We start from the raw sequence: 25,031 nt of genomic DNA on the forward strand, positions 1-25,031 counted from the left end.
GGCGCGAAAGGCTGTTCTCACCAACGTGACGAAGCCCTTCCTCCGACGGGGAAGGGCTTCGTGAGCGAGCGCTGGGCAGGCCTTGCACCTGCATTTCCTCGCAGGAAGCGGGGTGTCCTTCCTTGGACCACCAACGCAGCGTCAGTCGCCGTGAGTTGCGGCGAACTTCCAAGATCAATCATAACGCATGCGGACGTCAGCCGGCCCTGTGCCATCACGGAGGCGGTTGAGCGGCAGACCTGCCTGCCCGCCGAGGCCGAGGATCGCACCGTCCCGGTCCGCTGGGAAGGCGACCGCGTCATGGGCGTGCGCCCCTCGGTACAGCGCGGCGCGTGGGCGGCCGAATCCCTCCTGAACCCTGCGCGAGGCACACCCGCACCCACAGCCCAGCGCGGTATCGAGGCCCAACGACCGGTGTCCTCAGCTGATCACGCGCTCCCCGAACGAGTGGGAGACCATCGGACGGGACCAAGCGGAGTCCTTGGTTGACCTTCACCTTGGGGGAGCCCACAGCATAAGTGTGGCCGGGCGACGTGCTCGGCATGAGGAGGAACGAGCATGGGGTTGCTGACCATCGGGACGTTCGCGAAGGCGTCCCGGCTGTCGCCGAAGGCGCTGCGTCTTTACGACGAGCTCGGCCTGTTGCCGCCCACTCGCGTCGACCCGGTGACCGGCTACCGCCTCTACGCGCCGGAGCAACTGGACCAGGCCCGACTGGTCGCCTGGCTCCGACGCCTGGGGATGCCTCTCGCCCGAATCCGGCAGGTCTGCACGCTGGAGGCAGGTCCGGCTTCCCGGGAGATCCGCGCGTTCTGGGCCCAGGTCGAAGCCGACACCGCCGCACGGCGGGACCTGGCCACCTTCCTCATCGACCACCTGTCCCGGAAGGCCCCTGCTATGTCCCCGACCGCCAAACCCCTCGGAATCCGTTACGCCGCCCTGTCCGACACGGGCCTTGTCCGCAAGAGCAACCAGGACACCGCCTACGCCGGGTCCCGCCTGCTCGCCGTCGCCGACGGCTACGGCAGCCAGGGAGCCCCCGTGAGCGCGGCCGCCGTCGACGCACTCAAGCACCTCGAAACCGACAGCATCCCGGTGGGCAATCTCCTCAACGTCCTTGAAGACGCGATCGAACAGGCCAAACTGGCCGTCCGCGGCGTCGCCGGGGGCGGTTCTTCCCCCGAAGAGGCCGGCACGACACTCACCGCGATGTTCTGGACCGGATCGCAATTGGCCCTCGTCCACATCGGTGATTCCCGCGTCTACCTCCTGCGCGACGGAGGGCTGTTCCAGATCACCCACGACCACACCATGGTGCAGTCGCTGGTCGACGAAGGGCGCCTCAGCCCGGAAGAAGCCGCCTCCCACCCCCAGCGGTCGCTGCTGATACGGGCTCTGGGCCTCGGAGCCGACGCCATCCCCGACATGCGCCTCCACGACGCACAGCAGGGAGACCGGTACCTGCTCTGCTCCGACGGTCTGTCCACCGTCGTGTCGACCGGGGAGATCCGCCGGGTGCTCTCAGAGATCGGTGAGCCCGAGCAGGCGGTCCGCGAACTCATCGCCCTTGCCAACGGATCCGGCGGCCCCGACAACGTCAGCTGTGTGGTCGCCGACGTCACGGAGCTTCAGCAATAGGAGCGAGCGGCGTGCACCAGATCCGCTCTGCGAGGGCCACGAGCGGGCGGAGAGCTGACTTCTCCGCCCGCGCCCTCTTCTTGTCCTGGAGCGCACAGCACGCCTCTCGGCGGACGTGGTGAAGGAGACGGCACCGATACTTGTGATCCGTCACCGCTGCAAGCGGCAGCTGGTGCAGCGCGGAAATCGCCCGCATCGGACACGAGTCAAGAACTTCAGGAGCCACCTTGTCCCGTACCTACCCTCGCAAGTTCTCTCGTTCCGAGACCACACGGGCCGAAGCCTTCAGTGACGGTGTGTTTGCCATTGCCGTCACGCTTCTGGTCCTCAACCTCGCTGGTCCGCCGCACGAACCGGGCGGCCTTGGCCGGGCTTTGCTGGCTCAGTGGCCTGCCTACCTCGGTTACCTGGCGTCATTCGGCTATGTTGCGGTGATCTGGCTCAATCACCACCAGGCCTTCGTCCGCATCAGGGCCATGGACCGCGGACTACATGCTGCCAACCTGTTTCTCCTGCTCACCACGGCGGCGCTGTCCTTCCCCACAGCGGTGGTCGCGGACGCACTGCAGACCGACCTTGCGGACTCCGACGCGCGGGTGGCCGTTGCTCTCTACGCCGGCCTTGCCGCAGCGATGTGCCTGAGCTGGGTGGCCTTCTACGGCCAGCTCGCCCGGCGACCCGAGCTGATGGACCCTGACGTAGAGGACACGTACGTACGGCACGGACAGCTTCGCTCGTGGGCTGGAGCCCTCGCCTACACCGTCGCCGGGCTTCTTGGAGTGTTCATCGCACCATTGCTGGCGATTGCGGTGTTCGTTCTCCTCCCGGTCTTCTACTTCGTCACCAGCGAAGGCCTGCGCGGCGGGTGGGACGGCTCCTCCTGATACGGCAACCGTACGACTGACGCCAGAGACGCCATCACGAAGTGGCAATGGAGCTAATCGAGAGGTACGTCACGCAGTGCGGCAGGGGAGTCACACCCAGCTCGGGAAGAGCTGGTGCAGGTGGGTGGAGACGGTGCGCGGGGGGCCTGGGCACATCGCGCAGGTCACTGGTCAGCTCCGCGCCGAGGTAGGCCGCCTCACCGCGGCACTCGGCCGCGGGGTTGCGGACAGCGCAGCCACGCCTTCGCCCCGTCTCGGCTTCCCGGTCGCCGGTCCGCCTCGTGCCGTCCCGTCCCCGATCGTGGCCGACGCCGTCGACCCGTGCCGGGCTGCTGTCTTGACGTTCCGTCGGCGATCGCCCGATGCGCAAGCGGGTGCGGTGCGCATTTCTGCGGATGGGCACTCGACGCGTCCCCGGACCGGCCGGTACTCAAACCGAGGCGATCGGCATGATGCCTGGCGTGCCGCCGTCGAGTGTGTGAACCCAGCCGTGACCGATGGAGTGAGCAGGAACCCCGAGCGCCCGGATCTCCGACGCATCCTGTGGTGACGGGCCACGACGGATCCACGGCTGGCCGTCGCACGTCGGCGTGGGCGACGGGAGCGGCCCGCCGAACCTGGCGGCCGCTGTTCGTCGCGTACATCAGCCCTGTCCCCACGTCGTACGCCCCGGGGACGGCCGTCGTTCCTGTGGTCGAGGGGGAGGCCGATGCGCTTGCCTGGCTGCGCGCGGACGTCATCGACACCCTCCCCGCGACCACGCAGGCCGGGCTGGACGTCCATGCCGCCGCCAGCACCGGAGATGCGGCCAGCGAACTGGCCCGTCCCGCGGACGAGCACCGGGCCGACGTACTGGTGCTCGGCGCCCCGGAGCGCCGACTGCACCAGCTCATCGGGTCGGTACCGGCGTGGATGGCTCGCCATGCACACTGCCCCCTCGTCATCGTGCGCTGATGGTGCCCGACGTGCGGTCGGCCCAGAAAAAGGGAGCCGGACACAGCAGCCTCCTGCGGCGGGCACAGGACGGCGTGCCGCCTCGGCCTGCTCCCGGTCGGGTGAGCGCGTAGTGTGACAAGGCAGGGCGACATGATGACCTCGCCCGACGGCGCCGGGAGGAAGCACCATGGCGCACAGTCCGTGGCAGAAGCGGGGGCGGGGCCAGGCCCGGGACGGCGTGGCCGTGCGGCCGCCGCAGCGTGCTCTGGACCGGCACCGACTGCGGCGCCTGCTGGACGCGGTCGGTGCGGTCAGCGCCGACATGGACACCCGTACCGTGCTGCACCGCATCGTCGAGGCGGCCACCGACCTGGTTGCCGCGCGCTATGGGGCACTGGGGGTGCTCTCGGAGGGCGGCAAGATCATCGACCTGATCACCGTGGGCGTCGACGATCCGCACCTGTGCGCGGCCTTGGGCCTGCCGCAGGGCCATGGGCTGCTGCACACAATGGCGGACGACCGGGAACCGTTGCGGGTGGCGGATGTGGCCGCGCACCCTCGTTCGGTTGGCTTCCCGCCGGGGCATCCGGTCATGCGGACCCTGTTGGGCGTTCCGCTCGTGGTGCGCGGCACGGTTTACGGTGACCTCTATGTCGCCGACAAGCTGGATGGCACGCCCTTCGACGACGATGACGAGGGCCTGCTGACGGCGTTGGCCAGTGCCGCGGGCGTCAGCCTCGAAAACGCCCGCCTGTATCAACAGCTCAAACGCGCCGCCGAGCACTTTCAGCGCCGCATGCTGCCTGTCCTTCCCGACCTTTCGCCCTTCGAGGCCGCGGCCCGTTATGAACCCGCGTCCGAACTGCCGAGGCTGGGCGGGGACTGGTACGACGCCATGGTCCTGCCCGATGGCGCCACCTGCGTCGTGGTGGGTGACGTGACCGGTCACGACGTGGAGGCCGCCCCGCTGATGGGACAGATCCGCAACATGCTGCGGGCGATCGCCCTCGACCGATGCGGGCCGCCCGGCCTGATCATGTCAAAACTGGACTACGCGCTGACGATGTTCGACGACCCGCCCACGGCCACCCTGGTATTCGGCCGCATCGAGCACGGCCGTGCAGAGGGCGGGGGGTACACCTTCGGCTGGAGCAACGCCGGGCATCTGCCGCCGCTGCTGGTCGGTGCGGATGGCAGCACGCGTTACCTGGCGCCCGCCCGTCACGGAATCCCGGTGGGCATAGACGCGTCCGTCTCCCGGTACAGCCACGACCACCCCCTCCCGCCCGGCAGCACGCTGCTGCTGTTCACCGATGGGCTGGTCGAGCGCCGCGACCAGGACATCGACACCGGGCTGGGTGACCTGGCCGAACAGGCCGCCCGCCTGGCCACGGCACCGCTGGAGGAGCTGTGCGACAGTCTGATCAGCCGAAGCCGGCAAGTGTTCGACGACGACGTGGCCCTGCTGGCCCTGCGTATCCCCTCGGACTGATCGCCGTCGCCCATGTGACCCGGTGCCCGTGCTGCAGCCAGGGGCACACCCGCCCGGCCCAGCGCAACGGGGCCGCCCGCAGGAGATCATGGAAGCGGTCTGGGACGCGGTCGAGATGCGCGCAGGCGGCTCCTACGCCCAGCCCTGCACGCCATGAAGGAGACAGAGCCCCACACGCAGCCGTGAACCCACCACGGGTCGGCCGCCATCCGGACACCCCGCTCGGCGGCGCCGCGCTTTCCTCAGTCGGAGGTGGGGTGCGGCCAGTGCGCGAGGCTGCCGGGCGAGGGGACTGACTGTGCCGCTTCCGCCACCGAGGGGTAGATTTCGTAGCTTTCGCGCATGCCGCTGAGGTCGAAGATCTTGAGCACCCGGCTCGACACGGACGCGATATGCAGCGAGCCGTCGTGTTCACGGATGCGTTTCGTGATCGCCACGATCACGCCCAACCCCATCGAATCCATGAAGCCGACGAAACCCAGGTCCAGAACGAAGTGGCGGCGTCCCTCATTGAGAAGCTTGATCACGGCGTCACGGATCATGGGCGCGGTATGGGCGTCCACCTCACCGTCGACCTCCACAACGGTCCAGCCGTCAACCACGTCATAGCTCACGATCATGCTTTCGTGCCGGACGATGTTCGTTCGCATGGCCATCCTTCTTCACTTCTTTGGATGGTGCAGGATCCGCCAGCACGACGAGGCCTGGACGACCAACCCACATCCCGATCGCGGTCTGCCACGGACCGGTTGGCGCGGACTGACGGAAACCGTCACCGCTGGCGTCCTGCGTGATGGTCACCGGCTCTTGGTCAGCCACTCGGCGAGAACAGCGGCCTGGCTGAGGTCCACGTCCTTGGTGGCGGTCAGCAGCATGAGCTTGTTGTGTGTTGCCAGGTTACACAGATGCTCGGCCGCCTCGGCCTTGAGCGGGTGGATGGCTCCGTACCCTTGCTGGAAGCGGACGTTCCCGACTCGCCCATTTTAGAGTGCCCGGCAGTAGGCAGCGCGGGTGAAGGAGCGGGGCTGGGGTGCGTGCTTCGCAGGGCGGAGGATTGAGCCAACGCGGAGCGTTGGTGATTGACGACAACGCCGCGAGGTGCGTGCACCGGCCCTGCGACGCCGCGAAGCCTACTGCCGGGCACTCTTATCGGGGATTGGTGACGCGAACCCGTCGGGGCTCGGCAGGGTCGGTCATGAAGCGCCGCCCGGTGGAGAGCGGCGCCGTCCAGGGCGGCGCATTGACGAGGAGCATGGTGTGCCCAGCAGACGTCCCGCTCGAGTCACACGATTTTCCCGCACGGACGGTCTCCCCGCATGAGGTCCTCGCGCGAACTGGACGCAGCAGTGGCCACCGGGGTCGTGGACGGCCTGGGGCTCCCGGACGGGGCGATCACTGAGGATATGGCCTGGTCAAGGCCGATCTTGTGGACCGTATTCGACCAACAGCACCGAACCGGCCTGCCCAGGGAAACATCGATTTGATGCAAGCATCGTCAACGCGCCCATCGGTGCCACGCACGCTTCATGTCCACCCGCGCACCCAACATCGGTGTCCCCTCATCGTTGAGTGGCCCTGGTGCCCGTCCGTCGTGGCGCCCAGGCGTGCCGACTGGAGAGCGAACCGATTGACTGAAGGCAATAATGTGTGAGAACCGTACGACACGGCAGGCCGAGTCGGCGGGCGGTGCGGACGTCCGGGACTCGAGAAGGGGTGACGGTGCCATGCAAGATGTACACGCGCGCCGCGTCTATGAGGAAGCCGGACCGTCCGACGGCACACGCGTATTGGTGGACCGACTATGGCCTCGCGGTTTGTCCAAAGAAAAGGCCCACCTGGACGAGTGGCTCAAGGCGGTGGCTCCGTCCAATGAGCTGCGCCGTTGGTACGGCCATCAGCCTGCCAAGTTCGCCGAGTTCAAGCGCCGCTACGAGACCGAGCTGACAGAACCGGACCGGGCCGAGGCGTTGCATCACCTGCGTGACGAGGCCCGGACCGGGCCTGTGACGTTGCTGACCGCGACGAAGGACCTCGAGCACAGCGAGGCAGAAGTTCTCGTGCAGCTGATGCGTTCGGAGTAGGACACGCGGACCGCGGCCAGCGGCCGAGCACGCCGGAAACCAGGCGCCGGGGCCCCGGGCCCGAACTGGCGTGGCCGGACTGTCGAGATGCTGTCGGAGTACATCTGCCGCCCTCTGCAACGCGGAATATGGGCAGGTCGGCGACGAGCGAGTCGCGAGTCAATCACCGCAACGCCTATCGCCCCCGTGAGCGGTCGCCTCTGGGGACACGCCGTCCGCGTGCTGAATCTCCCCGAAGACTTCTGGCCGAAGCTGGTACAGCGCCGCGCCGTACAGCTTGGTGGCACCGCCGACGAAGTAGTGCACCTGCGGCTGGAACGGCCTGCAATCACTGTCGTACTAGGTGTCCGGGGAGATGTACCGCCCGTCCACTCAAGCCCTTGACTACGCATCATTTCATGGGAATGACTGCGGCCGGCCGGGGCCTGCGGACCTGTCGGGCCAAGGGCTTCTGTGATCTCCGGTGGATCGGCGCGAGGCGTCGGATGCGGTGCATTGCAAGGCGGAGGGGCGCCCGCATACCGGAAGTATTCGGGCGTTCCGACAACACGGCGAGGCGCCGTAGCCGACGCCGCGCGCCCGCCGGAAATTGCGGGACAGCCCTGAACTCCTCTTAGCCACCAATTTAGCCAAAGCGGGCGCTGCCGCGACTTTTGCCGAGGCACTCATGGCTTCACTAGCCGAGAGCGCCGCGGTCAACGTCGGCTCGGGCAGGTGAGGGGCGCCCGGGGCGGCGTCCGGGCGGTTGAGAGGGCTCCGGCAGGGCGGCCGGTGGTTCGACGGGCCGTGACTGCGGGGTGCCGCGGGATATGGTCAGCAGCTCCCCGCAGTGTCTGATCTGGAGCGGTTCTCCCTCCACCAGGGTGTACGTGGCCCGAGAACTGGTGATCTCGACGCGCAGACACCGCTGTCGCACATGGACGGAGAAGGCCAGCCGACTGAGCTTCTCGGGGAGCCTGGGAGCGAAACGTACGGTTTCCTCGTGGTAACGCAGCCCGCCGAAGCCGGCGACCAGTGCGATCCAGGAGCCCGCCAGGGAAGCGATGTGCAGGCCGTCGCGGGTGTTCTTCTCCAGATCGTCCAGATCCATCAGCGCCGCCTCCCCGAGGTAGTCGTAGGCCAGACGCAGATGTCCCACCTCGGCGGCGATCACCGCCTGGACGCAGGCGGACAGGGACGAGTCACGGACGGTGAGGGGCTCGTAGTAGGCGAAATTGCGGGCCTTGTGCTCCGGGGTGAAGGCGTCGCCGTGCAGGTACATCGCCATCACCAGGTCCGCCTGCTTGACCACCTGCTTGCGGTACAGGTCGAAGTACGCGGAGTGCAGCATCAGCGGATAGTCGTCCGGTCCAGTGGCGGCGAAGTCCCATACCTGGTGGCTGGTGAACCCCGCTGACTGCTCATGGATGCCCAACGCGCCGTTGTAGGGCACCGTCATCGCCTTGGCCGCGTCCCGCCAGGCGGCGGTCTCCGCCTCATCGACCCCGAGGGCCGCCGCCTGCTCGGTGTGGCGCTCGGCGGCATCGGCGGCGGCCCGCAGGTTCTCCTGGGCCATCAGGTTGGTGTAGGCGTTGTCGTCGGCGACCGCACTGTACTCGTCCGGCCCGGTGACCCCGTCGATATGGAAGCGGCCGTTCGAGTCGTGATGGCCGAGCGAGTGCCACAACCGGGCGGTCTCCACCAGCAACTCCACGCCGGTCTCGCGCTCGAACTCCACATCCTCGGTGAGGGAGACGTAGCGCAGCACGGCATGGGCGATGTCACCGTTGATATGGAAGGCCGCGGCGCCGGCGGGCCAGTATCCGGAACACTCAGCCCCGTCGATGGTCCGCCAAGGGAAGGCCGCGCCGTTCAGACCAAGCTCTCGGGCGCGGGCCCGAGCCGCCGGCAGGGTGTCCTGGCGCCAGCGCAGGGCATCGGCGACGCAGCCCGGGTAGACAAAGCTGAGCAGCGGCAGGACGAAGATCTCGGAGTCCCAGAAGACATGCCCGTCGTATCCGGAGCCGGTCAGGCCCTTGGCCGGGATCGCCCGCTGCTCGGCTCTGGCAGCAGCCTGTAGCACGTGGTAGAGGGCGAACCGGACGGCCTGCTGGATCTCCGCATCACCATCGACCTCGACATCGGCGTGTCCCCAGAAGTCGTCCAGGAACGCCCGCTGCTGGTGGACCAGCCCCTGCCAGCCGCTGCTGCGAGCGCCTGCAAGTGCCGCCTCCACCTGGTCCCGCAGGGCCGGCAGCGAGCGCGCGCCCGACCAGCCGTAGGAGACGAACTTCTCCAGACAGAGCGTCTCGCCGGGCTGGAGATCGGTGATCACGGTGAGCCGGGCCACGTCGCCCACACTCTCGGCGGAGGTCTGGGTGGACGCCGGGCCCCGCACGATGTGGTCGGCGGCGGCGGCGACCCGCAGGCCGCTGTCGGCGGTGCAGTGCACCAGGCGCAGCCGTAGGTCGTGGGCGCTGTGCTCCTCTGACTGCAGCGGGGACTCCAGGGCGGCGGCAACTCGCGGGTCACCGGTCAGGGTGGGCAGTTGCTCGTTGGCGACGAGTTCGGACTGGATGACGAGCTCTACCTCGTCGTCCAGTGGTTCCACCTCGTAGGTGATCGCAGCGATGGCCCGCTGGGTGAAAGAAACCAGGCGGGTGGAGCGCACCCGTACGGTCTTGCCGGCCGGCGAGGTCCATTCGCAGGTCCGGTGCAGCAGCCCGCTGCGCAGATCCAGTACCCGTTCGTGAGAACGCAGCTCTCCGTAGCGCAGGTCGAACGGCTCGTCGTCGACGAGGAGACGGATCAACTTGCCGTTGGTGACATTGATGACCGTCTGGCCGGACTCCGGGTAGCCGTAGCCCGCCTCCGCGTACGGCAGCGGATGCCGCTCGTAGACGCCGTTGAGGTAGCTGCCGGGCAGGCCGTGCGGCTCGCCCTCCTCCAGGTTGCCGCGCCAACCGATGTGCCCGTTGGACAAGGTGAAGACCGATTCGCTCTGTGCCAGAACATCCCAGTCGAGCCCGGTCTCTCGCACACACCAGGGTTCGACCACGTAAGCGGAATGAGTAATCACACTCGGTCCTCCAGCAGTTCGGCGAGGTCGCCCACGACGATGTCGGCGCCGTGCTCGCGCAGTGCGTCGGCCTGACCGGCCCGGTCGACTCCGACGACGTATCCGAAGTGGCCGGACCGCCCGGCATCCATTCCGGCCAGGGCGTCCTCGAAGACCGCGGCCGCGCCGGGCTCGACACCGAGGTCGTGTGCTGCTTCGAGGAAGGTGTCCGGGTGCGGTTTGCCGGGCAGCTTGCGCTCGGCGGCGACGATGCCGTCGATCCGTACGTCGAGGAGCGCCTGGATCCCGGCCGATGCCAGGACATCATGGGCGTTGGCGCTGGAGGAGACTACAGCGGTGGACAGCCCGGCCGCCCGCACGGCCTCGACGTAGCGGACGGAGCCCGGGTACGCCTCAACCCCCTCGGTGCGGATCTTTTCCAGCAGCAGTGCATTCTTGCGGTTGCCGAGACCGTGCACCGTGTCCAGCTCCGGAGGGTCGTCGTCCGAGCCTTCCAGCAGCTTGATCCCGCGCGAGTCCAGGAAGGCCCTTACGCCGTCGGCGCGCGGACGGCCGTCGACGTACTCGTCGTAGTCGGCGACCGCGTCGAAAGGCCGGAAACCGGGGCCCTCCCGGCGCCGCAGGAAGTCGTCGAAGGTTTCCTTCCAGGCCGCGTCGTGCACCATGGCAGTCTTGGTGAGCACGCCATCCATATCGAACAGACAGGCGCGTATGACATCCGGAAGACCAACTTTCCGCATGACCTCCGTATGCCCGCTTTGTTGCCTTTTATCCCTCCAGTCAGTAAACAGCGAGCCGACGTCGGCTGTCTGAGCAGGCTCAGGCGAGGTGACAACGCGCAGGCTCGGACGATGAAAGGTTGCTCGGCTGACTCGCCCTCCAGTGGCCGGAGCTCGGTGTCAGCCATGAGCGGAGCAAGCGCCTCTGAGAAGCTGCTCGTGCGGGCTTCAGGGCTACCTTCTGCAGGCGTCGGACGGCGTCGATACGGCCCGTGGTCCGTATCGTCCTGGCGTGTTTGCAGGCAGGCGCGGCGAGGTCGTCGGGCTCGGCGCCGGCGGGTAGTTGTGGACCGCCTTGCGGTCCAGTCACCGTCTCCCGGGCGATCTTCGCCAGTTCATCTCTCCAGTCTTCAACAGGCCACGGGAGAGCCGTATTTCTAACCAGCGATGTGGAGCCAGTGCTACCGTCCACCGCTCGTCGCTGCTGTCTCCGAGCAGGACCGGATTACCGATTGACGCGCTGACGCACCGTCCACGCCCCGGCCGGGACCGGCTGGTCGCACCCCGACCATCTCGGCCTTCCGGGCGTGCAATGAGCGCGAACAGCAGTGGGGCGGCAGGCCGGCTCAGCTCGTTCAGTCGACGCACATCGATCTGCCGGCAGGTTGAGTGCCTGCTGCACCCGGTTCGACGCCCGGCACCGGGTGTGCCGGGCGTCGGGGGAGTCAATCGCGCCAGTAGTTGTTGGCTGCGGCGATGGTCCGGAATTCGAGAGCCACAATCTGCGCCGCGTGGAGGAGACTGTCCGGAGCGGTGGAGTAGTTGAGCCGCCCGCTCTTGAGGACATCCAGGTCGGGCTGGATGTTGTGAATGGTGTGCCGGGCCAGGGTGAGCGCCAGAGCGCGGCCTTCCTCCGGGGTCTTGGTGATCAGGGAGTTGCCGGGGATGAGGACCAGATCCTCGTCGGTTACGCGGTTCATGAAGGCAGTTTCGCCAGGACACCGGCTCCTGCGTGTCCGTGACACACGGGAGCTGGGCTGTGGGTGTGATCCCGATTACTGCGCACGCGCATGCCGCGGCTGATGTCGGCCTCCCGTGCCAAGAGCACGAAAGCCGCAGGGTGCAGGATCCGTCTGTTCGCTTCCGGCGATGTCCCGGCTGCCCGGGGGTGGGTGCTGGCCCCTCTCAGGCCTTCTGCTCGGATGCGTTCCGGGATTCGCGCAGCTCTGCCTGCCGCGCCCCCACCACGACTGCCGTAAGGACAGCGGCGGCAGCGAGCGCCGCGGGGGCCATCCACGGACGGTCCAGACGATACTCGCACGCGTGGTCCAGGGAGAGACGTCAGGGTCCCGCCGCCCGCTTCGGCGATTCCGGCGGCGAGAGCGCTCAACTTGCCAGGCTCCTCCGTGCACTTCGCGGCGCCCTTCATGCCGGAACCCCCGAACCAGCCGAAGAGCTTCTGTGTTCCATGGGCGAACATTGGCCCGCTCACCCCGAGACGAAGAAGCAGCAGACCGATGTCGCGACGATCCACACTTGTCGCAGCGGTACACCTCCAGCAGATCGCGGGTTTACACACGCACTTCCACCCTCGCGCCAAGGACGCCTCGGCGCCGCATCCACTCGTCCGTACGGTTGGCGTGGCAGCGGCCTCAACGTGCGGCTTCCCTGTGGAGCAGGCGTGTCGAGTGGCTGCGCACCGGTTCGGGATCGTCCCGCGTGCCGCGCTCAGATACGGGTGGGCAGCCCGGCGGCCTCGGCGCCCCGGCGCAGCACGTCGCGGAGCATGGCGGGGGTGAGGGTGCGGGTGGACATGTTGCGCTGGCTGGGGTGGTAGGCGCCGATCAGACGCACCTCCCGCTCGCCTAGTGGATCGATGACCAGCGCTTCGGCGCCGTGCCCGAAGGCCGGGCGAGGCCGGGGCAGCCGCCATCCGGCGCCGGCCAGTACGGGCAGCAGCGCCTGCCAGGCAAATGCGCCGAGGGTGACGAACGTCCGCAGGGTCGGGCGCAGCAGTTCCAATTCGTGGGCGAGCCACGGCCGGCAGGTATCGCGTTCGGTGGTGGTGGGACGGTTGGCGGGAGGTGCGCAGTGCACCGGAACGGTGATCCGTACCCCGTACAGTTCCATTCCGTCTTCGTGGTGGGTGGCGGTCGGCTGGGAGGACAGCCCGAGGTCGTACAGGGCGGCATAGAGGGCGTCGCCGGAGGGATCACCGGTGAAGATGCGCCCGGTGCGGTTGCCGCCGTGCGCGGCCGGCGCCAATCCAATGATCACCAGTGGTGCGTCCGGCGGTCCGAAGCCGGGCACCGGACGCGCCCAATAGTCCCAGTCCATGAAAGCCCTGCGCTTGACCCTGGCGACCTCCTCCCGCCAGTCCACCAGCCGCGGGCAAGCCCGGCAGGTCGCCACCGCCGTATCCAGATCCCGCACCGTATGGGCCCGAGGAGCCGTCACTGCGGGAAAATCGTGCGCCTCCGGGCGGCTGTCGTGCATGCCCTGTTCCTCTCCCGGCGGCCGGGCTCCTGGCCCGCTGCCACCAGTCACTCGAAAAAATACCCAAAATGCTTGAATCGGGCATTTTTTGCAGGTGTCGTTGCAAGGCCGGGCTCACCCTTGTCGGCCGTCCAGGAGGCGCCTGGCGTTCTCCATGCCGACGCGGTCGGCCGAGCAGCTCCGCCTGAGCAGTGGCCGAGGGACAGCAGTACCTGTGCTTCCTTGTCAGGACGCTCATCCCAGGGCCTCGTGGGGCAGGCCGTCCTCAAAGGACTCGATGACCCAATCGGCCTTGGCCTCGGCGAGCTGGGCGGAGTTGTACTTGTGGGTGGCCACTCCGACGCAGGCGACCCCTGCGGCATGCGCGCCTGCTACGTCGTGCGGGGTGTCGCCGATGACCACGCAGCGGTCCAGACCTAGATGCTCGCCGTAGACCAGGGAGCCCCGGTGCAGCGCGATGCGAGTTATCTCCGCGCGGTCGTTGGAGTCCGAACCGTAGCCGCCGAAGGAGAAGAACCGGTTCAGGCGGGCGCGGTGCAGCTTGATGTGCGCGGCAGCCTCGAGATTGCCCGTGATCAGGCCGAGCAGGTAGCCCTCGTCAACCAATCCGAGCAGCAGGTCTTCGACGCCGGGCAGCACGCGGTAGTGTTCGGACTCGGTCACGGTCCGGCGCAGGTAGTGCAGACGCCGTTCCAGGAGCCTGGCGAACTCGTGCCGTTCGGGCTTGCGGCCCAGTACCGCCTCGAAGGTCTTACGGCCCACGTCGGGGTCGGTCATACCGATGTCGGTGAACTGTCCGATGTCGGCGGGGATGCCGTACAACTCGTCGAAGGCCAGGCGCCAGGAACGGGCTCCTGCCCCGCCGGTGATGATCAGAGTGCCGTCGATGTCGAACAGCAGGGCCAGGTGCTGGCGATCGCGGCCGCTCATCCGGCCGGCCGTTCCGCGTGCCCCCCGAAGCCCTTGCGCATGGCCGACAGAACCTGGTTGGCGAAGTGGTCCAGGTCCCTGGAGCCGAACCGGGAGAACAGCGCGGTGGCCAGGGTGGGCGCGGGCACCCCTTCCTCCACTGCGGCGACCGCGGTCCAGCGGCCTTCGCCGGAGTCCGAGACCCGGCCGGAGAACTCGTCGAGGACCGGGGACTGCAGCAGGGCAGCGGCGGTGAGATCGAGCAGCCAGGACCCGATCACGCTGCCGCGGCGCCACACCTCCGCTACTTCGGCGAGGTCGATGTCGTAGCGGTAGTACTCGGGCTGCTCGAGCGGGGCGGTCTCTGCGTCGGCCTGGCGGCTCGCGGTGCCGGCGTTGGCGTTCTTCAGGATGTTCAGGCCCTCGGCGTAGGCGGCCATGACCCCGTACTCGATCCCGTTGTGCACCATCTTCACGAAGTGTCCGGCACCGGCCGGCCCGCAGTGCAGGTAGCCGTGTTCTGACGGCGCAGGGGCGCCTTCCCGTCCGGGGGTGCGCGGCGCCGCGTCCACGCCGGATGCGATCGCCTCGAAGATCGGCCGGAGCCGGTCCACGATCTGGTCCGGGCCGCCGATCATCAGGCAGTAGCCGCGCTCCAGTCCCCACACCCCGCCGCTGGTGCCCACGTCGACGTAGTGGATGCCTGACTTCGAAAGCGTCCCGGACCTGGCGATGTCGTCCCGGTAGTAGGAGTTGCCACCGTCGATGACCACGTCGTCAGGTTCCATGTGGTCCGCCAGGTCGCGGACTGTCTTGCCGGTGATCTCGCCGGCCGGGACCATGACCCAGACAGCCCGGGGCTTGGTCAGCTTGGCAGTCAGGTCTTCCAGGGAGGATGCCCCGGTGGCCCCTTCGCCTTGCAGTTCCTTCACCGCTTCCGGGTTGATGTCGAACACCACGCAGTCGTGACCCGCGTTCCTCAGCCGCCGGACAAGGTTGGCGCCCATCCGGCCCAGCCCGACCATTCCGATCTGCATCTCGAGTCACCTTCTAGTTTCTTGTGTCATGCCTGGTCTTGGAGCTTTCCTTGGTCCGCTCCGCGCGGGCCGGTGATCAGCCGCACGGAGCGCTTACGGAACAGGCAGCCGGACACCCAGTTCGACAGGACCGGCCAGCGACCTGGTCAGCCCGCCCCGGAAAGCTGCTCGTGCCTGGACCCGATCCGGTTCAGCAGGCCTCTCCAGGAGGTCACGAAGGTGTCCGCGCCCTCGCGCTGCAGCTCCCTTGCCAGCGAGTCGGCATCGATTCCGTCACCGAGTACTCGGCTATGTAGCGGTCCAGGATGCCCTCGTCGAGCAGCGCCCGGGTGATGTTGTCCAGCCAGAGGCTCTGGCCCGCCTCGTTCAGGGCCTGGGTCGGTTTCATGGATCTTCCTCTCTCCACGGGACGACCGGGGCGGTGCCGGTCACGGCTGGCGGGCCAGCTGATCCCGGGCTGCCTGGATGACATGGGCGGGCTCGAAGCCGAACTTCGCCTGGACCTTCTGGATCGGCGCCGACGCGCCGAAGGTCTCCATGCCGAGGACGGCTCCGTCGATGCCGACATACCGGGACCAGCCGAAATCGGCGCCCTCCTCGACCGCGACCCGGGCGCGGATCCGCGGCGGCAGCACCTCGTCGCGGTAGGCCTGGTCCTGTTTCTCGAACAGCTCCCAGCAGGGCATCGACACCACACGAGCGGGGATGCCTTCCGCGGTGAGCGCCTCATGGGCAGCCACGCACAGCGCGACCTCCGATCCGGTGCCGATCAGGATCACCTCGGGCTCCGCCTCCGGGGGGTCGGCCAGTACGTAGCCGCCGCGGGCCAGGCCGGAAGCGGCGGCGTAGCGCGAGCGGTCCAGGGTCGGCAGCGACTGGCGGGACAGCACGAGAACGGCGGGATCGTGACGCAGCGGCATGATCACCCGCCACGCCTCAACCACCTCGTTGGCGTCGGCGGGGCGGATGACCAGGATGCCGGGCATGGCCCGTAGCGAGGCGAGCTGCTCGATCGGCTGGTGGGTGGGACCGTCCTCGCCCAGGCTGATCGAGTCATGGGTCCAGATGTAGACGACCGGGATCTCCATCAGTGCCGTGAGCCGCATCGCGCCGCGGGCGTAGTCGGTGAAGATGAGGAACCCGGAGGCGAACGGCCGCACCTTGGTCAGCGCCATGCCGTTGGCCATGGCGCACATGGCGTGCTCGCGGATGCCGAAGTGGAAATTCCGCCCGGTGTAGCTGTCCGCCTCGAAGTCCCCGGCGCCGTCGAAGGTGAGCCGGGTCTTGGTCGAGGGGTAGAGGTCGGCGGCTCCGCCGAGCAGCCAGGGGACGTTGCGGGCCAGGACGTTGAGCACCTGGCCGGAAGACTGCCGGCTGGCCAGTCCCTTCGGGTCGGGCGGGAAAGTGGGCAGATCGGAGTCCCAGCCGTCGGGCAGCTGACGGTGGCTCATCCGGTACACCTCGTCGGCCAGATCCGGGTGAGCCTCACGGTAGCGCTCGAACATCGCGAACCATTCCGCCCGCAGTTCCGCGCCGCGGCGGCCGATGCCCTCCTGGAAGTGCTCGTACACCCCGTCCGGCACCAGGAAGTGGGCATCTTCGGGCCAGCCGTAGAACCGTTTCGCGGCCCGGACCTCGTCCTCGCCGAGTGGCGCGCCGTGTGCCGCGGCGGTGTCGTGCTTGTGCGGGGCGCCGTAGCCGATGTGGGTGTCCACGATGATCAGCGTGGGCCGCCCCGACGTCGCCTTGAACACGTCGAAGGCCTTGGACAGCAGGTCCAGGTCGTTGGCGTCGCCGACCCGGGTGACGTTCCAACCGTAGCTCTGGAAGCGGGCGGCGGCGTCGTCTGAGAAGGCCAGCGAGGTGGATCCCTCGATCGTGATGTGGTTGTTGTCGTAGATCCAGCACAGGTTGTCCAGGCGCAGGTGCCCGGCCAGCGACGCCGCCTCGCTGCTGATTCCCTCCATCATGCAGCCGTCGCCCATCAGCGCGTACACGTCGTAGTCGAACAGCCCGAAGCCCGGCTTGTTGTAGCGCTCGGCCAGCCAGTGGCCCGCGGCCGCCATGCCCACGCTGGTGGCCACCCCCTGGCCCAGGGGCCCGGTGGTGGTCTCGACACCCGAGGTCCACCGGTACTCCGGGTGCCCCGGGCAGCGGCTGTCGATCTGTCGGAACGCCTTGATGTCCTCCAACGTCACCGAGGGCTTGCCGGTGGTCTCGTACTTCGGGTTCACCGCCTGCACCCCGGTCAGGTGCAGCAGTGAGTACAGCAGCATCGAGGCGTGGCCGTTGGACAGGATGAACCGGTCCCGACCCGGCCAGATGGGGTCGGCTGGATCGAACCGCAGGTGCCGCTGCCACAGGCAGTACGCCACCGGGGCCAGCGCCATCGGGGTGCCGGGATGCCCGGACTCCGCTGCCTGCACCGCATCCATGGACAGGGTGCGGATCGTGTCGACGCTGCGCCGGTCCGCATTTTCCGTGGCGAGCTGGTTTGCTTGGTCGGTCATGGGTGGTTCACGCTCCTCCGGCTGTGGTTACGCGGAAGGTGGCTGTCCGAGCGGTGTTGCGCAGAGGCGGCCACGCTGCCGATACCGGCCGCGTGGTGTCGAAGACAGCCGAGCCGGCGACGGCGATGTTTGCCCGGTATCGACCGTCATGGCGATGGTCGGTTCGTGGATGTCCTCGCCGGTGGGGATGCCGGCCGCTGCGGCCGGCTCGCCGTCAGCCGGCCGGCCAGGTAGTGCAGGGCGAAGTCGGCTGTGCCTCCCGGGGCGAGGCCGACGATCACGCCCGGGTGTATCAGTCCGGCCGCATGCTGCGCCCCGGCCCGCTTTTCCGCGTCCTGCTCCGGCTGACGCGCGGCCAGGTCCCAGTTCCCGGCGCTGCTCATTTCCCAGCCTGCCCGGAGGGGGGATCGTGCCAGCCGGCATGGTGGACCGTCAGGTTCGCGGCCTCCTCCGGGCCCCACGTGACGGGCTGGTAGCCGTGCAGCGGGGTGACGTCGCCGAGTACCGCGTCGACCACCGCCCACGCGGCCTCCACCTCGTCCTCGCGGGCAAACAGCGAGGCATCGCCGTCCATCGCGCCGCCGAGCAATCGTTCGTAGGGTGCCAGCCCGGCCGGCCCAGGCTGCTCGTGCAGGGCCAGTTCGATGTCCGTGCCGGTCATCGTCTCCCCCGCCGCCTTGATCCTGGCGCCGAGCGAGATCGAGATGTCCGGACTCAAGCGGAACCGCACGTAGTTCGCTTCGCCGGCGTCCTCGCCGCGACCCGCGATGGCCTTCGGGGGCCGGCGCAGCCGGGTGAGGACCTCGGTCGCGGTGACCGGCAGCCGCTTGCCGGCCCGGATGAAGAAGGGCACCCCGGCCCACCGCCAGGTGTCGACGTGCGCCCGCAGTGCCACAAACGTCTCCACGGCGGAGTCCTCAGCCACCCCGGGTTCATCGGTGTAACCGGCGAACTGGCCGCGGATGACATCGTCCGGCCGCAGCGGGGGAATGGCGCGCAGCACCTTTGCCTTCTCGTCCCTGATGTCCTCGTGTCCGTATCCGGCAGGGGGCTCCATGGCCACCAGGGACAGCACCTGGAGCATGTGGTTCTGCACCACGTCACGGATCGCCCCGGTCTGGTCGTAAAAGGCGCCCCGGCCGGCCACGCCGAAGTCCTCGGCCATGGTGATCTGCACCGAGTCCACGTAGGCGCGGTTCCAGATCGGCTCGAGGAAGGAGTTGGCGAACCGGAAGTACAGAAGGCCGAGTACTGCCTCCTTGCCCAGGTAGTGGTCGATGCGGAAGATCGAGGACTCGGGGAACACTCGGTGCAAGGTGGTGTTCAGCTCCTGGGCCGACGCCAAGTCGTGGCCGAATGGCTTCTCCACCACCACCCGGGCTCCGTCGGCGCATCCGGACTCGTGCAGGGCCTTGATCACTGTGCCGAACAGCGCCGGCGGAATGGCCAGATAATGTAGCGGAGCTCTGGCGTCACCTAGTTCGGCACGGAGTGCCTTGAATGTCCCAGGGTCGTTGTAGTCGCCGTCCACGTAGCGCAGCAGCCCGTACAGCCGCTCCGCGGCCTCCGCGTCGATACCTCCGTGGTGGGTGAGACTGTCCCGTGCCCGCTCGATGAGCCGGTCTCGGTCCCATCCGGACTTGGCCACCCCGATCAGCGGCACATCCAGCCGATGCTTAGCCACCAGCGCTGCCAGTGCCGGGAAAACCTGCTTGTACGCCAGGTCTCCCGTTGCCCCGAAGAATGCCAGGGCGTCCGAACGGCCATGCACATGGCTTCTGGCCATGATCGCTCCTCCTGGTCCTGTCCGCTGGTGCCTTTCATCTGCAATTCGTGGCCCCACCGACCTCGGAGAAACGGGCTACGCATTCGATGCCAGCCGGCCATTTGACCTGCTTGAAGCCGATCCAGACCTCATGCACAGTCGTAGCGGGGCGCCATGCCCGGACGACAGCGGGACGTCGTTCATGTCGTATGCCTGCATCGTCAAGTGGTCGCGCATTTGCTCGGTGGGGTGGACGTCGTACGTAAGGCCTCCGTCGGGTCCGTCGCCCGGTAGGGAGTAGAAGCCCACCCAGCGGGCCTTGGAATTGGGTTTGACCAGGTCCATGTTCGTGGCCATGGACACGCCGCCCACTTGGCGATGCCGGACCAGCTCCGGATGCAATAGTGCTGGGTGATCTGCTGGCGGTGGGGGAGTGCGCGCAGCTTGTCCAGGCCCAGCCCGACCGGCTTCTCGACCAGGCCATGGACCTTCAGGCGCCAAGTGGCGAATCCCTCGTCGTACAGGCACCATTATGCCAAAAGTGGGGTGATGTGCCCTTCTCGCTGCACTCGCCGGGGGCGGCATCCACCGGCTGCCCCCTGCCCGTGAGGTGGAGGAGGAGCTGCGGCCCATCGCCGGGCAGTTGCCGCGGCCCGATGTCCACGGCGTGCCCGAACTGGCGGAGGTGTACCGGGCCGTCACCGTCTGTGATCCGCGGGCGTACACGTCCCCGATCGACTCACTGACCGAGGCGTTCCACCAATGAGGCCGATCGCTGCGAGGCCCGCAAACTCCTGGACCGACTGTCCGAGGACCCCCCGAACTGGCCCGGCGTTTCGCCGCCCTCGTGCACGCCGTAGAGGCCCGCGCCAGCGGCACACGAATGCCGAAGCCGTTGCGGGACATGGGGCTGAAAGACCTTGTGGACTTTGCGCATCGGAACAAGTGGATTGAGCACGACGCCAAGCTGGCCTCGGAGCTTGTCCGGCACTACAGGAATCTCGTCCATCCCCTGGCGGAGAAACGGACTGGGCACAGCCTGAACCGCGACGCGGTCGACATGTGCTGGCCGTTGGTGAATGAACGGGTGCACCGTCACCGGGTCTCCTTAACGCTTCCATGTCAAGCAGCCAACTCGACGACTTCTGCAACGGGTTGGGCCTGGAAGCGCTGTGCGGACTCGTCGGCGAGCAGGCGCGGAAGACGCGGTCCGAGATCCGGCGTTTGAGCAGGCGAAGCGCCTTCTTGACGGTCTTGCCGGTCGCGATCTGCTTGGTGTAGTACGCAGCTCCCTTCCCGTCGCCGCGCATTTATGTGACAGCGATCATGTGAAGGGCATTGTTGATCGCGGTTGCCGCCCCGGTTGAGGCGGACCCTGACCTTGTTCGAGGAACAGAACGCGATCGGTGTCAGCCAGAGTTGCCTCAAGGGAGTCGAAAACACACAGGCGACGCAGTCCTCGCGAGGGGACGGGCAGCGCAGGTCGATCTCGTGGAGAGATCAGTGCAGCTTGTTGACTGTTGCCGCGCGGTGGCGGATCAGCCGACGACGGTGGTCGACGATGAGCTCGGCGTCACGGGCAGGCCCGTTCAGACGCGCTTTCTTGACGGACAATCTCCCGGGGATGAGCCCCTGATCTCCGATGTCCGTCACAGCGGATCAAGCCACCTGCCAGGTTTCCCTCCGCTAGGAAACACGTAGCGACCGTGCCTCCCGCCGCAGCATCGAAGGGGAGGGCCGGACTGTCCAGCCCTCCCCCCCGTGTGTACCGGGAGTTACTCGGTGACCTCGTGGTCGTGGCCCTCGTGCAGGCCACCGCCGCTGCCTGCCGAACCCTTGGTGTTCTGCGGCGCCACCGGCTTGCTCAGAAGACTGGTGTCCCAGGCGTACTGGCCCACCGCGTTGGCGATGACGTCGACGTTGACGTCGAACGCCTTCATGCTGATGTTCTTCAGGTTGTCGCAAGCGGCGTGGTAGCAGGCGTCGTACGCGACACCGGCCTTACCGCCGTACACCTTTGCCTGCTCGGCCGTCTTGATGCCCTCGGCGCCGGTGAAGGTTCCGCCCGAAGGGATGCCCACCTCGATGAACGGCCCGTAGTCCGACCGGCCGGTGAAGTCGGTGCCCTCGTGCGGGGTGCCCCGGCTGTCCAGGTAGTCGGTGATCTGCCTCTCCAGCTGCGCCGAGCCCTCCGGGCCGGGGCCGGAACCGACCTGGTCGGAGTCGTCGCCGTCGTAGACGAACTGGGCGTAGTTCGGCGAGGCGATCATGTCGAAGTTCAGGTAGAGCTTGACCTTCGCACGGTCCGCCGCCGAGAGGCTGTTGACGTACGCTTCAGAGCCCAGCAGGCCGAACTCCTCAGCCGACCACCAGGCGAAGCGCACCTTGTTCTGGACCTTCTCGTGGGCGAGGTTCAGGGCCACGTCGAGGATCCCGGCGGAGCCGGAGCCGTTGTCATTGATGCCAGGGCCGGCCGCCACCGAGTCCAGGTGGGCGCCGAACATCACCACGTTGTCCGCGTCGCCGCCCTTGGTCTCGGCGATCACGTTGTAGGTGTGCCGGGTCTCCGAGAAGGTGCGGATCTCCAGGTTGACGGTCACTGCGCCGGCGGCGGCCTTGGCCGCGAGCGCCTCGCCGTCCGCCTGCGTGACGCCGCCGGTCGGGATCTTGGCGGCGGACGGCTCTCCCAGGGTGCCGTTGAGCGAGCCCTCGGTGTTGTTGTAGATGATCGCGCCGACCGCGCCCGCACCGGCGGCGGTCTCCTGCTTCTGCGCAAAGGTGCAGCCGCCGCGCTTGATCAGCGCGATCTTGCCGGTGAACGTCCCGGAGGCGTAGTCCTCCCGCTCACAGCCGGTGGCGGCGTCGACCGGCACCACCGAGACCGGGGCGGAGATGCCGCCGACCGGGCTGCTGGCGGAGTACGTCATGGCGATCACCGGGACGTCCTGCTGCTGCGGCGACACCACCCGCAGGCTCTCCGCCAGCGTCTGGGTGAACGGGTAGTCGAACTCGTTCCGGGTCACGGAGTACCCGGCCTTCCGCAGCAGGCCTTCGACGTACTCGGCCGACTGCCGGTGCCCCTCTGACCCGGCCACCCGGGTGTTCCCGTTCTTGTCGGCGATCCGCTGGAACTGCTTCAGATGCTCGTAGGCATCTTCGGCGTTGCTCTTCTTGACGAGCTTCTTTGCGAGCTTGGCAGCCTCCTTGGCAGGGTTGCTGTCGGCAGAGGCGGTGCCTGATCCGATAAGCAGCAGTGGCGCTATGAGCCCTGCAACGGATACGGCGGCTACCGTGGTGCGGCGGTTCCGAGCGTTCAAAGCGCTTCCTTCCGGCGGTCCATGAGACATAGGCGTAATGGCCGAAAACTGGCCGAACAACGTACGGCGGTACTCCGGGGCAGGCAGGGGCGGCCGGATCGCTCCGCCCCCCTGCTACCGGCAAGGAGAAAGGTATCTGCTCAGTAAACGCTTGGTAATGGGTTGACGGGAATCTTCCGCGTCGGCGCCACCCGGGCGCGGGTGCCGAGCGCACCGATCGGCTGCTGATTTGACCGAAGTTGACTGGAAGCCACCGGTGCGGGCTAGTGCCGTGAGCGGCCATGCTCCCCGGAAGGAGCGTCGTCAAGTGCGTGCGATCGCAAGGTGGTTCGGATGTCCTGGGGTGGGGTCTCCCCTGCTCGAACGAAGTTGAGAGTTTGGGGAAGGATCTACCAGGGTTTTTGGCCAACGCGGGTCTCACGTGGGCGCGGGCATGCAAGAGCGTCCTGACCCGGATCGGACTTGCCTCCGGCCTGGCTGAGCGGCCCTATGGCCTTCGGCACGCCGGGATTTCGTTTCGGCTGTACTCCGACGTGGACCCGGCGGAGTGCGCCCGCGGCGCAGGGCAGTGCAGGCCAACCGTCTCATCGAGCAGTCGATGCGGGAGTGGGATCGCGTAAGCGGTGGCTCAGACGATTCCGAGTGAGCTGGTCTTTGGACCGGAGATAGACCAGAACTGCTGGTCATCGGTAGATACGAAGCCGAGTTGGTCCGCACCTGGTCCGGATCTTGCTATCTGGTGCCAGCGGGGGAGCTTCCCGCGGTACTACATGGCACATGTCGTAGAAACCGTCCACGGGCGTCCAGTTGGTCCAGGGTGAGCGCGTAAGTCCAGGTCAGGGCCTTGTGACGTGAGAGCGTCAAGGGGGTTGGTGACACGTCTGTGATCGCTCGTGACACGTGAGGGCCCCCGCCGGCTTGCTCCGGCGGGGCGTCGTCGTGCAATTGGTCAAGACGGATTTGGGGCTTGCACTGGAGGCTCCGTTGTACTCCGGCTCGCCGCTCTCGAGTACACGGAGGAGCGAGGCGGTGACGGCGCGGGCGGTGCGGGCTAGGGTGTGTAGCGAAAGTGCGCCTCTCCCGTTGTCGGGGGGGCCAGCGTGAATGTCAGACGTGTATGCCACGCTCTGGTTATGGAGATGACGCTGCAACTGACGATCGACTGTGCCGATCCGCAGAGGATGGTGGCGTTCTGGAGCGAGGCTCTGGGATACATACCCGAACCGCCGCCGGCCAGCTACGCCACGTGGCGGGAGTATTGGGCAGCCATGGGGGTGCCAGAGGAGGAGTTGCCTGCAGGTGCAGGCGACATCCCGGAGTCGATCGTCGATCCCGCAGGACGAGGGCCGCGGGTGTGGTTCCAGCAGGTTCCGGAACCCAAAGCCATCAAGAACCGAATCCACTTCGACCTGAAGGTTGGCGGCGGGCGCGACGTCCCGTTGGCGGTCCGCACGCAGCGGGTCGCCACCACAGTGGAGAGACTGGTCCAAGCCGGCGCCAGCGTACTTCAGCTCAGGGATGAGCCTGACATGGGGCAGTACTCCGCCCTGCTCCAGGACCCGGAGGGCAACGAGTTCGACGTTGTCTAGGCATCCTTGGGTCGTGCTGCTCACAGCCACTCGTTGATCACCGCGACGAGGACGGTCGCTTCGTAGCGGACCGCGAGCTTGATGCCCCTTTGGATGTCAAGCGGCAACTCCGGCAGGTCCTGCTTGGTCAGCCGGAGGCTTCGCTGGGACGAGGAGTCGGTAAATCTCTCGTGCGACGTAGCGTTTGAGGCAGCGGATGATCTCGCGGCGCGTCTTCCCCTCGGCCAGACGTCGTTGCAGGTAGTCGCGGGTGCGGTCGTCCCAGTGCAAACGGCTCAGGACGATCCGGTAGAGGGCGGCGTTCGCCTGGCGATCGCCGCCCCGGTTCAGTCTGCGGCGCTGTGTCTTCCCGGATGAAGCCTCGACCGGGCTGGTGCCGCATAAGGCTGCGAAGGATGCCTCGCTGACGAGCCGCTCAGGGTTGTCGCCGGCCGAGACGAGAAGGGCAGCGGCGCTGTCCGGCCCGACGCCACGAACTTCCAGCAGGCCGGGGGTGCTGGTCGACGGGGCTTCCCCCTGGATCGTGGACATCGATTCCTATGCGGCCGTGGTCAGCGTAATGGATCTCTGTTCGTAGGCGATCGGACTGATCTGGCCGAT

Annotated in this window: 20 protein-coding genes and 3 pseudogenes; 7 read left to right on the forward strand and 16 right to left on the reverse strand. The window is 67.6% G+C overall.

The genetic code is table 11. The features are described 5' to 3' along the window. Positions 1-558 precede the first annotated feature (558 nt). The 4 genes from ACNPQM_RS17615 (at position 559) to ACNPQM_RS17630 (ending at position 4,950) form a co-directional block, all read left to right on the forward strand. A complete protein-coding gene (locus tag ACNPQM_RS17615) occupies positions 559-1,638 on the forward strand; it encodes a MerR family transcriptional regulator (RefSeq protein WP_418084730.1) in 1,080 nt (359 codons plus the stop codon). Between the two features lie 227 nt (positions 1,639-1,865). Then, positions 1,866-2,522 carry a TMEM175 family protein gene (locus tag ACNPQM_RS17620; RefSeq protein ID WP_358859698.1) on the forward strand — a complete coding sequence of 219 codons (657 nt, stop codon included), beginning with the start codon at positions 1,866-1,868 and terminating at the stop codon, positions 2,520-2,522. A gap of 546 nt (positions 2,523-3,068) precedes the next feature. Further along, entirely contained in the window at positions 3,069-3,476 is a 408-nt protein-coding gene (locus tag ACNPQM_RS17625) for a universal stress protein (RefSeq protein ID WP_418084731.1), read from the forward strand. Positions 3,477-3,780: 304 nt separating this feature from the next. After that, positions 3,781-4,950: a PP2C family protein-serine/threonine phosphatase gene (locus ACNPQM_RS17630; protein ID WP_418084732.1), complete on the forward strand. Its 1,170-nt coding sequence runs from the start codon at positions 3,781-3,783 to the stop codon at positions 4,948-4,950. A 242-nt stretch (positions 4,951-5,192) separates the two neighbouring features. Here the strand turns inward: ACNPQM_RS17630 and ACNPQM_RS17635 are convergent, their stop codons facing one another. Both ACNPQM_RS17635 and ACNPQM_RS17640 read right to left on the reverse strand, forming a co-directional pair. Continuing rightward, entirely contained in the window at positions 5,193-5,600 is a 408-nt protein-coding gene (locus ACNPQM_RS17635) for an STAS domain-containing protein (protein ID WP_418084733.1), read from the reverse strand. Positions 5,601-5,747: 147 nt separating this feature from the next. After that, positions 5,748-5,870: pseudogene (locus ACNPQM_RS17640) on the reverse strand (DUF488 domain-containing protein); the annotation flags it as partial. Positions 5,871-6,674: 804 nt separating this feature from the next. Here ACNPQM_RS17640 and ACNPQM_RS17645 point away from each other — a divergent pair. Next, positions 6,675-7,031, forward strand: coding sequence for a DUF488 domain-containing protein (locus tag ACNPQM_RS17645; RefSeq protein WP_418084734.1), 357 nt, complete (start codon positions 6,675-6,677; stop codon positions 7,029-7,031). A 676-nt stretch (positions 7,032-7,707) separates the two neighbouring features. On the opposite strand, the gene ACNPQM_RS17650 is transcribed toward ACNPQM_RS17645, so the two are convergent. From ACNPQM_RS17650 to ACNPQM_RS17705, 12 genes and pseudogenes are all read right to left on the reverse strand, one after another. After that, positions 7,708-10,089, reverse strand: a complete 2,382-nt coding sequence (locus tag ACNPQM_RS17650; protein WP_418084735.1) for a glycoside hydrolase family 65 protein — start codon at positions 10,087-10,089, stop codon at positions 7,708-7,710. Next, positions 10,086-10,829, reverse strand: a complete 744-nt coding sequence (locus ACNPQM_RS17655) for a beta-phosphoglucomutase family hydrolase (protein ID WP_418084736.1) — start codon at positions 10,827-10,829, stop codon at positions 10,086-10,088. The genes ACNPQM_RS17650 and ACNPQM_RS17655 overlap by 4 nt, the downstream gene beginning before the upstream one ends. Positions 10,830-11,533: 704 nt before the next feature. Then, a complete protein-coding gene (locus ACNPQM_RS17660; protein ID WP_418084737.1) occupies positions 11,534-11,788 on the reverse strand; it encodes a hexameric tyrosine-coordinated heme protein in 255 nt (84 codons plus the stop codon). Between the two features lie 205 nt (positions 11,789-11,993). Continuing rightward, positions 11,994-12,372 (reverse strand): annotated as a pseudogene (locus tag ACNPQM_RS17665) (DoxX family protein). Between the two features lie 164 nt (positions 12,373-12,536). Beyond that, a complete protein-coding gene (locus ACNPQM_RS17670; protein WP_418084738.1) occupies positions 12,537-13,304 on the reverse strand; it encodes a uracil-DNA glycosylase in 768 nt (255 codons plus the stop codon). Between the two features lie 234 nt (positions 13,305-13,538). After that, positions 13,539-14,234 (reverse strand): HAD family hydrolase, encoded by a 696-nt coding sequence (locus tag ACNPQM_RS17675; RefSeq protein WP_418084739.1) that lies wholly within the window; start codon positions 14,232-14,234, stop codon positions 13,539-13,541. Beyond that, positions 14,231-15,250 (reverse strand): phosphogluconate dehydrogenase (NAD(+)-dependent, decarboxylating), encoded by a 1,020-nt coding sequence (gene gnd / locus ACNPQM_RS17680; protein ID WP_418084740.1) that lies wholly within the window; start codon positions 15,248-15,250, stop codon positions 14,231-14,233. The genes ACNPQM_RS17675 and gnd overlap by 4 nt, the downstream gene beginning before the upstream one ends. Before the next feature lie 211 nt (positions 15,251-15,461). Next, positions 15,462-15,638: a hypothetical protein gene (locus ACNPQM_RS17685; RefSeq protein WP_418084741.1), complete on the reverse strand. Its 177-nt coding sequence runs from the start codon at positions 15,636-15,638 to the stop codon at positions 15,462-15,464. Between the two features lie 40 nt (positions 15,639-15,678). Continuing rightward, positions 15,679-17,760: a transketolase gene (gene tkt / locus ACNPQM_RS17690; protein ID WP_418084742.1), complete on the reverse strand. Its 2,082-nt coding sequence runs from the start codon at positions 17,758-17,760 to the stop codon at positions 15,679-15,681. A gap of 379 nt (positions 17,761-18,139) precedes the next feature. Then, entirely contained in the window at positions 18,140-19,546 is a 1,407-nt protein-coding gene (zwf, locus tag ACNPQM_RS17695; RefSeq protein ID WP_418084743.1) for a glucose-6-phosphate dehydrogenase, read from the reverse strand. A gap of 75 nt (positions 19,547-19,621) precedes the next feature. Further along, a complete protein-coding gene (locus ACNPQM_RS17700) occupies positions 19,622-19,834 on the reverse strand; it encodes a molybdopterin-dependent oxidoreductase (RefSeq protein WP_418084751.1) in 213 nt (70 codons plus the stop codon). Further along, the gene (locus ACNPQM_RS17705) at positions 19,747-20,049 is read right to left on the reverse strand and encodes a molybdopterin-dependent oxidoreductase (protein WP_418084752.1); all 303 of its coding nucleotides are present in this window, start codon (positions 20,047-20,049) and stop codon (positions 19,747-19,749) included. The genes ACNPQM_RS17700 and ACNPQM_RS17705 overlap by 88 nt, the downstream gene beginning before the upstream one ends. Positions 20,050-20,135: 86 nt before the next feature. Between ACNPQM_RS17705 and ACNPQM_RS17710 the strand changes: the two genes are divergently transcribed. Continuing rightward, positions 20,136-20,291: a hypothetical protein gene (locus tag ACNPQM_RS17710; RefSeq protein ID WP_418084744.1), complete on the forward strand. Its 156-nt coding sequence runs from the start codon at positions 20,136-20,138 to the stop codon at positions 20,289-20,291. A 1,009-nt stretch (positions 20,292-21,300) separates the two neighbouring features. Here ACNPQM_RS17710 and ACNPQM_RS17715 read toward each other — a convergent pair. After that, complete coding sequence (locus tag ACNPQM_RS17715; protein ID WP_418084745.1) at positions 21,301-22,842, reverse strand: M28 family metallopeptidase; 1,542 nt, start codon at positions 22,840-22,842, stop codon at positions 21,301-21,303. Positions 22,843-23,975: 1,133 nt separating this feature from the next. Here ACNPQM_RS17715 and ACNPQM_RS17720 point away from each other — a divergent pair. Continuing rightward, on the forward strand, positions 23,976-24,431 hold the full coding sequence (locus ACNPQM_RS17720) for a VOC family protein (protein WP_418084746.1): 456 nt from the start codon (positions 23,976-23,978) through the stop codon (positions 24,429-24,431). Between the two features lie 96 nt (positions 24,432-24,527). Here ACNPQM_RS17720 and ACNPQM_RS17725 read toward each other — a convergent pair. Next, positions 24,528-24,923 (reverse strand): annotated as a pseudogene (locus ACNPQM_RS17725) (transposase); the annotation flags it as partial. Positions 24,924-25,031 lie beyond the last annotated feature (108 nt).

It is taken from the genome of Streptomyces sp. NPDC056231, assembly GCF_048270745.1.
GTDB lineage: Bacteria > Actinomycetota > Actinomycetes > Streptomycetales > Streptomycetaceae > Streptomyces.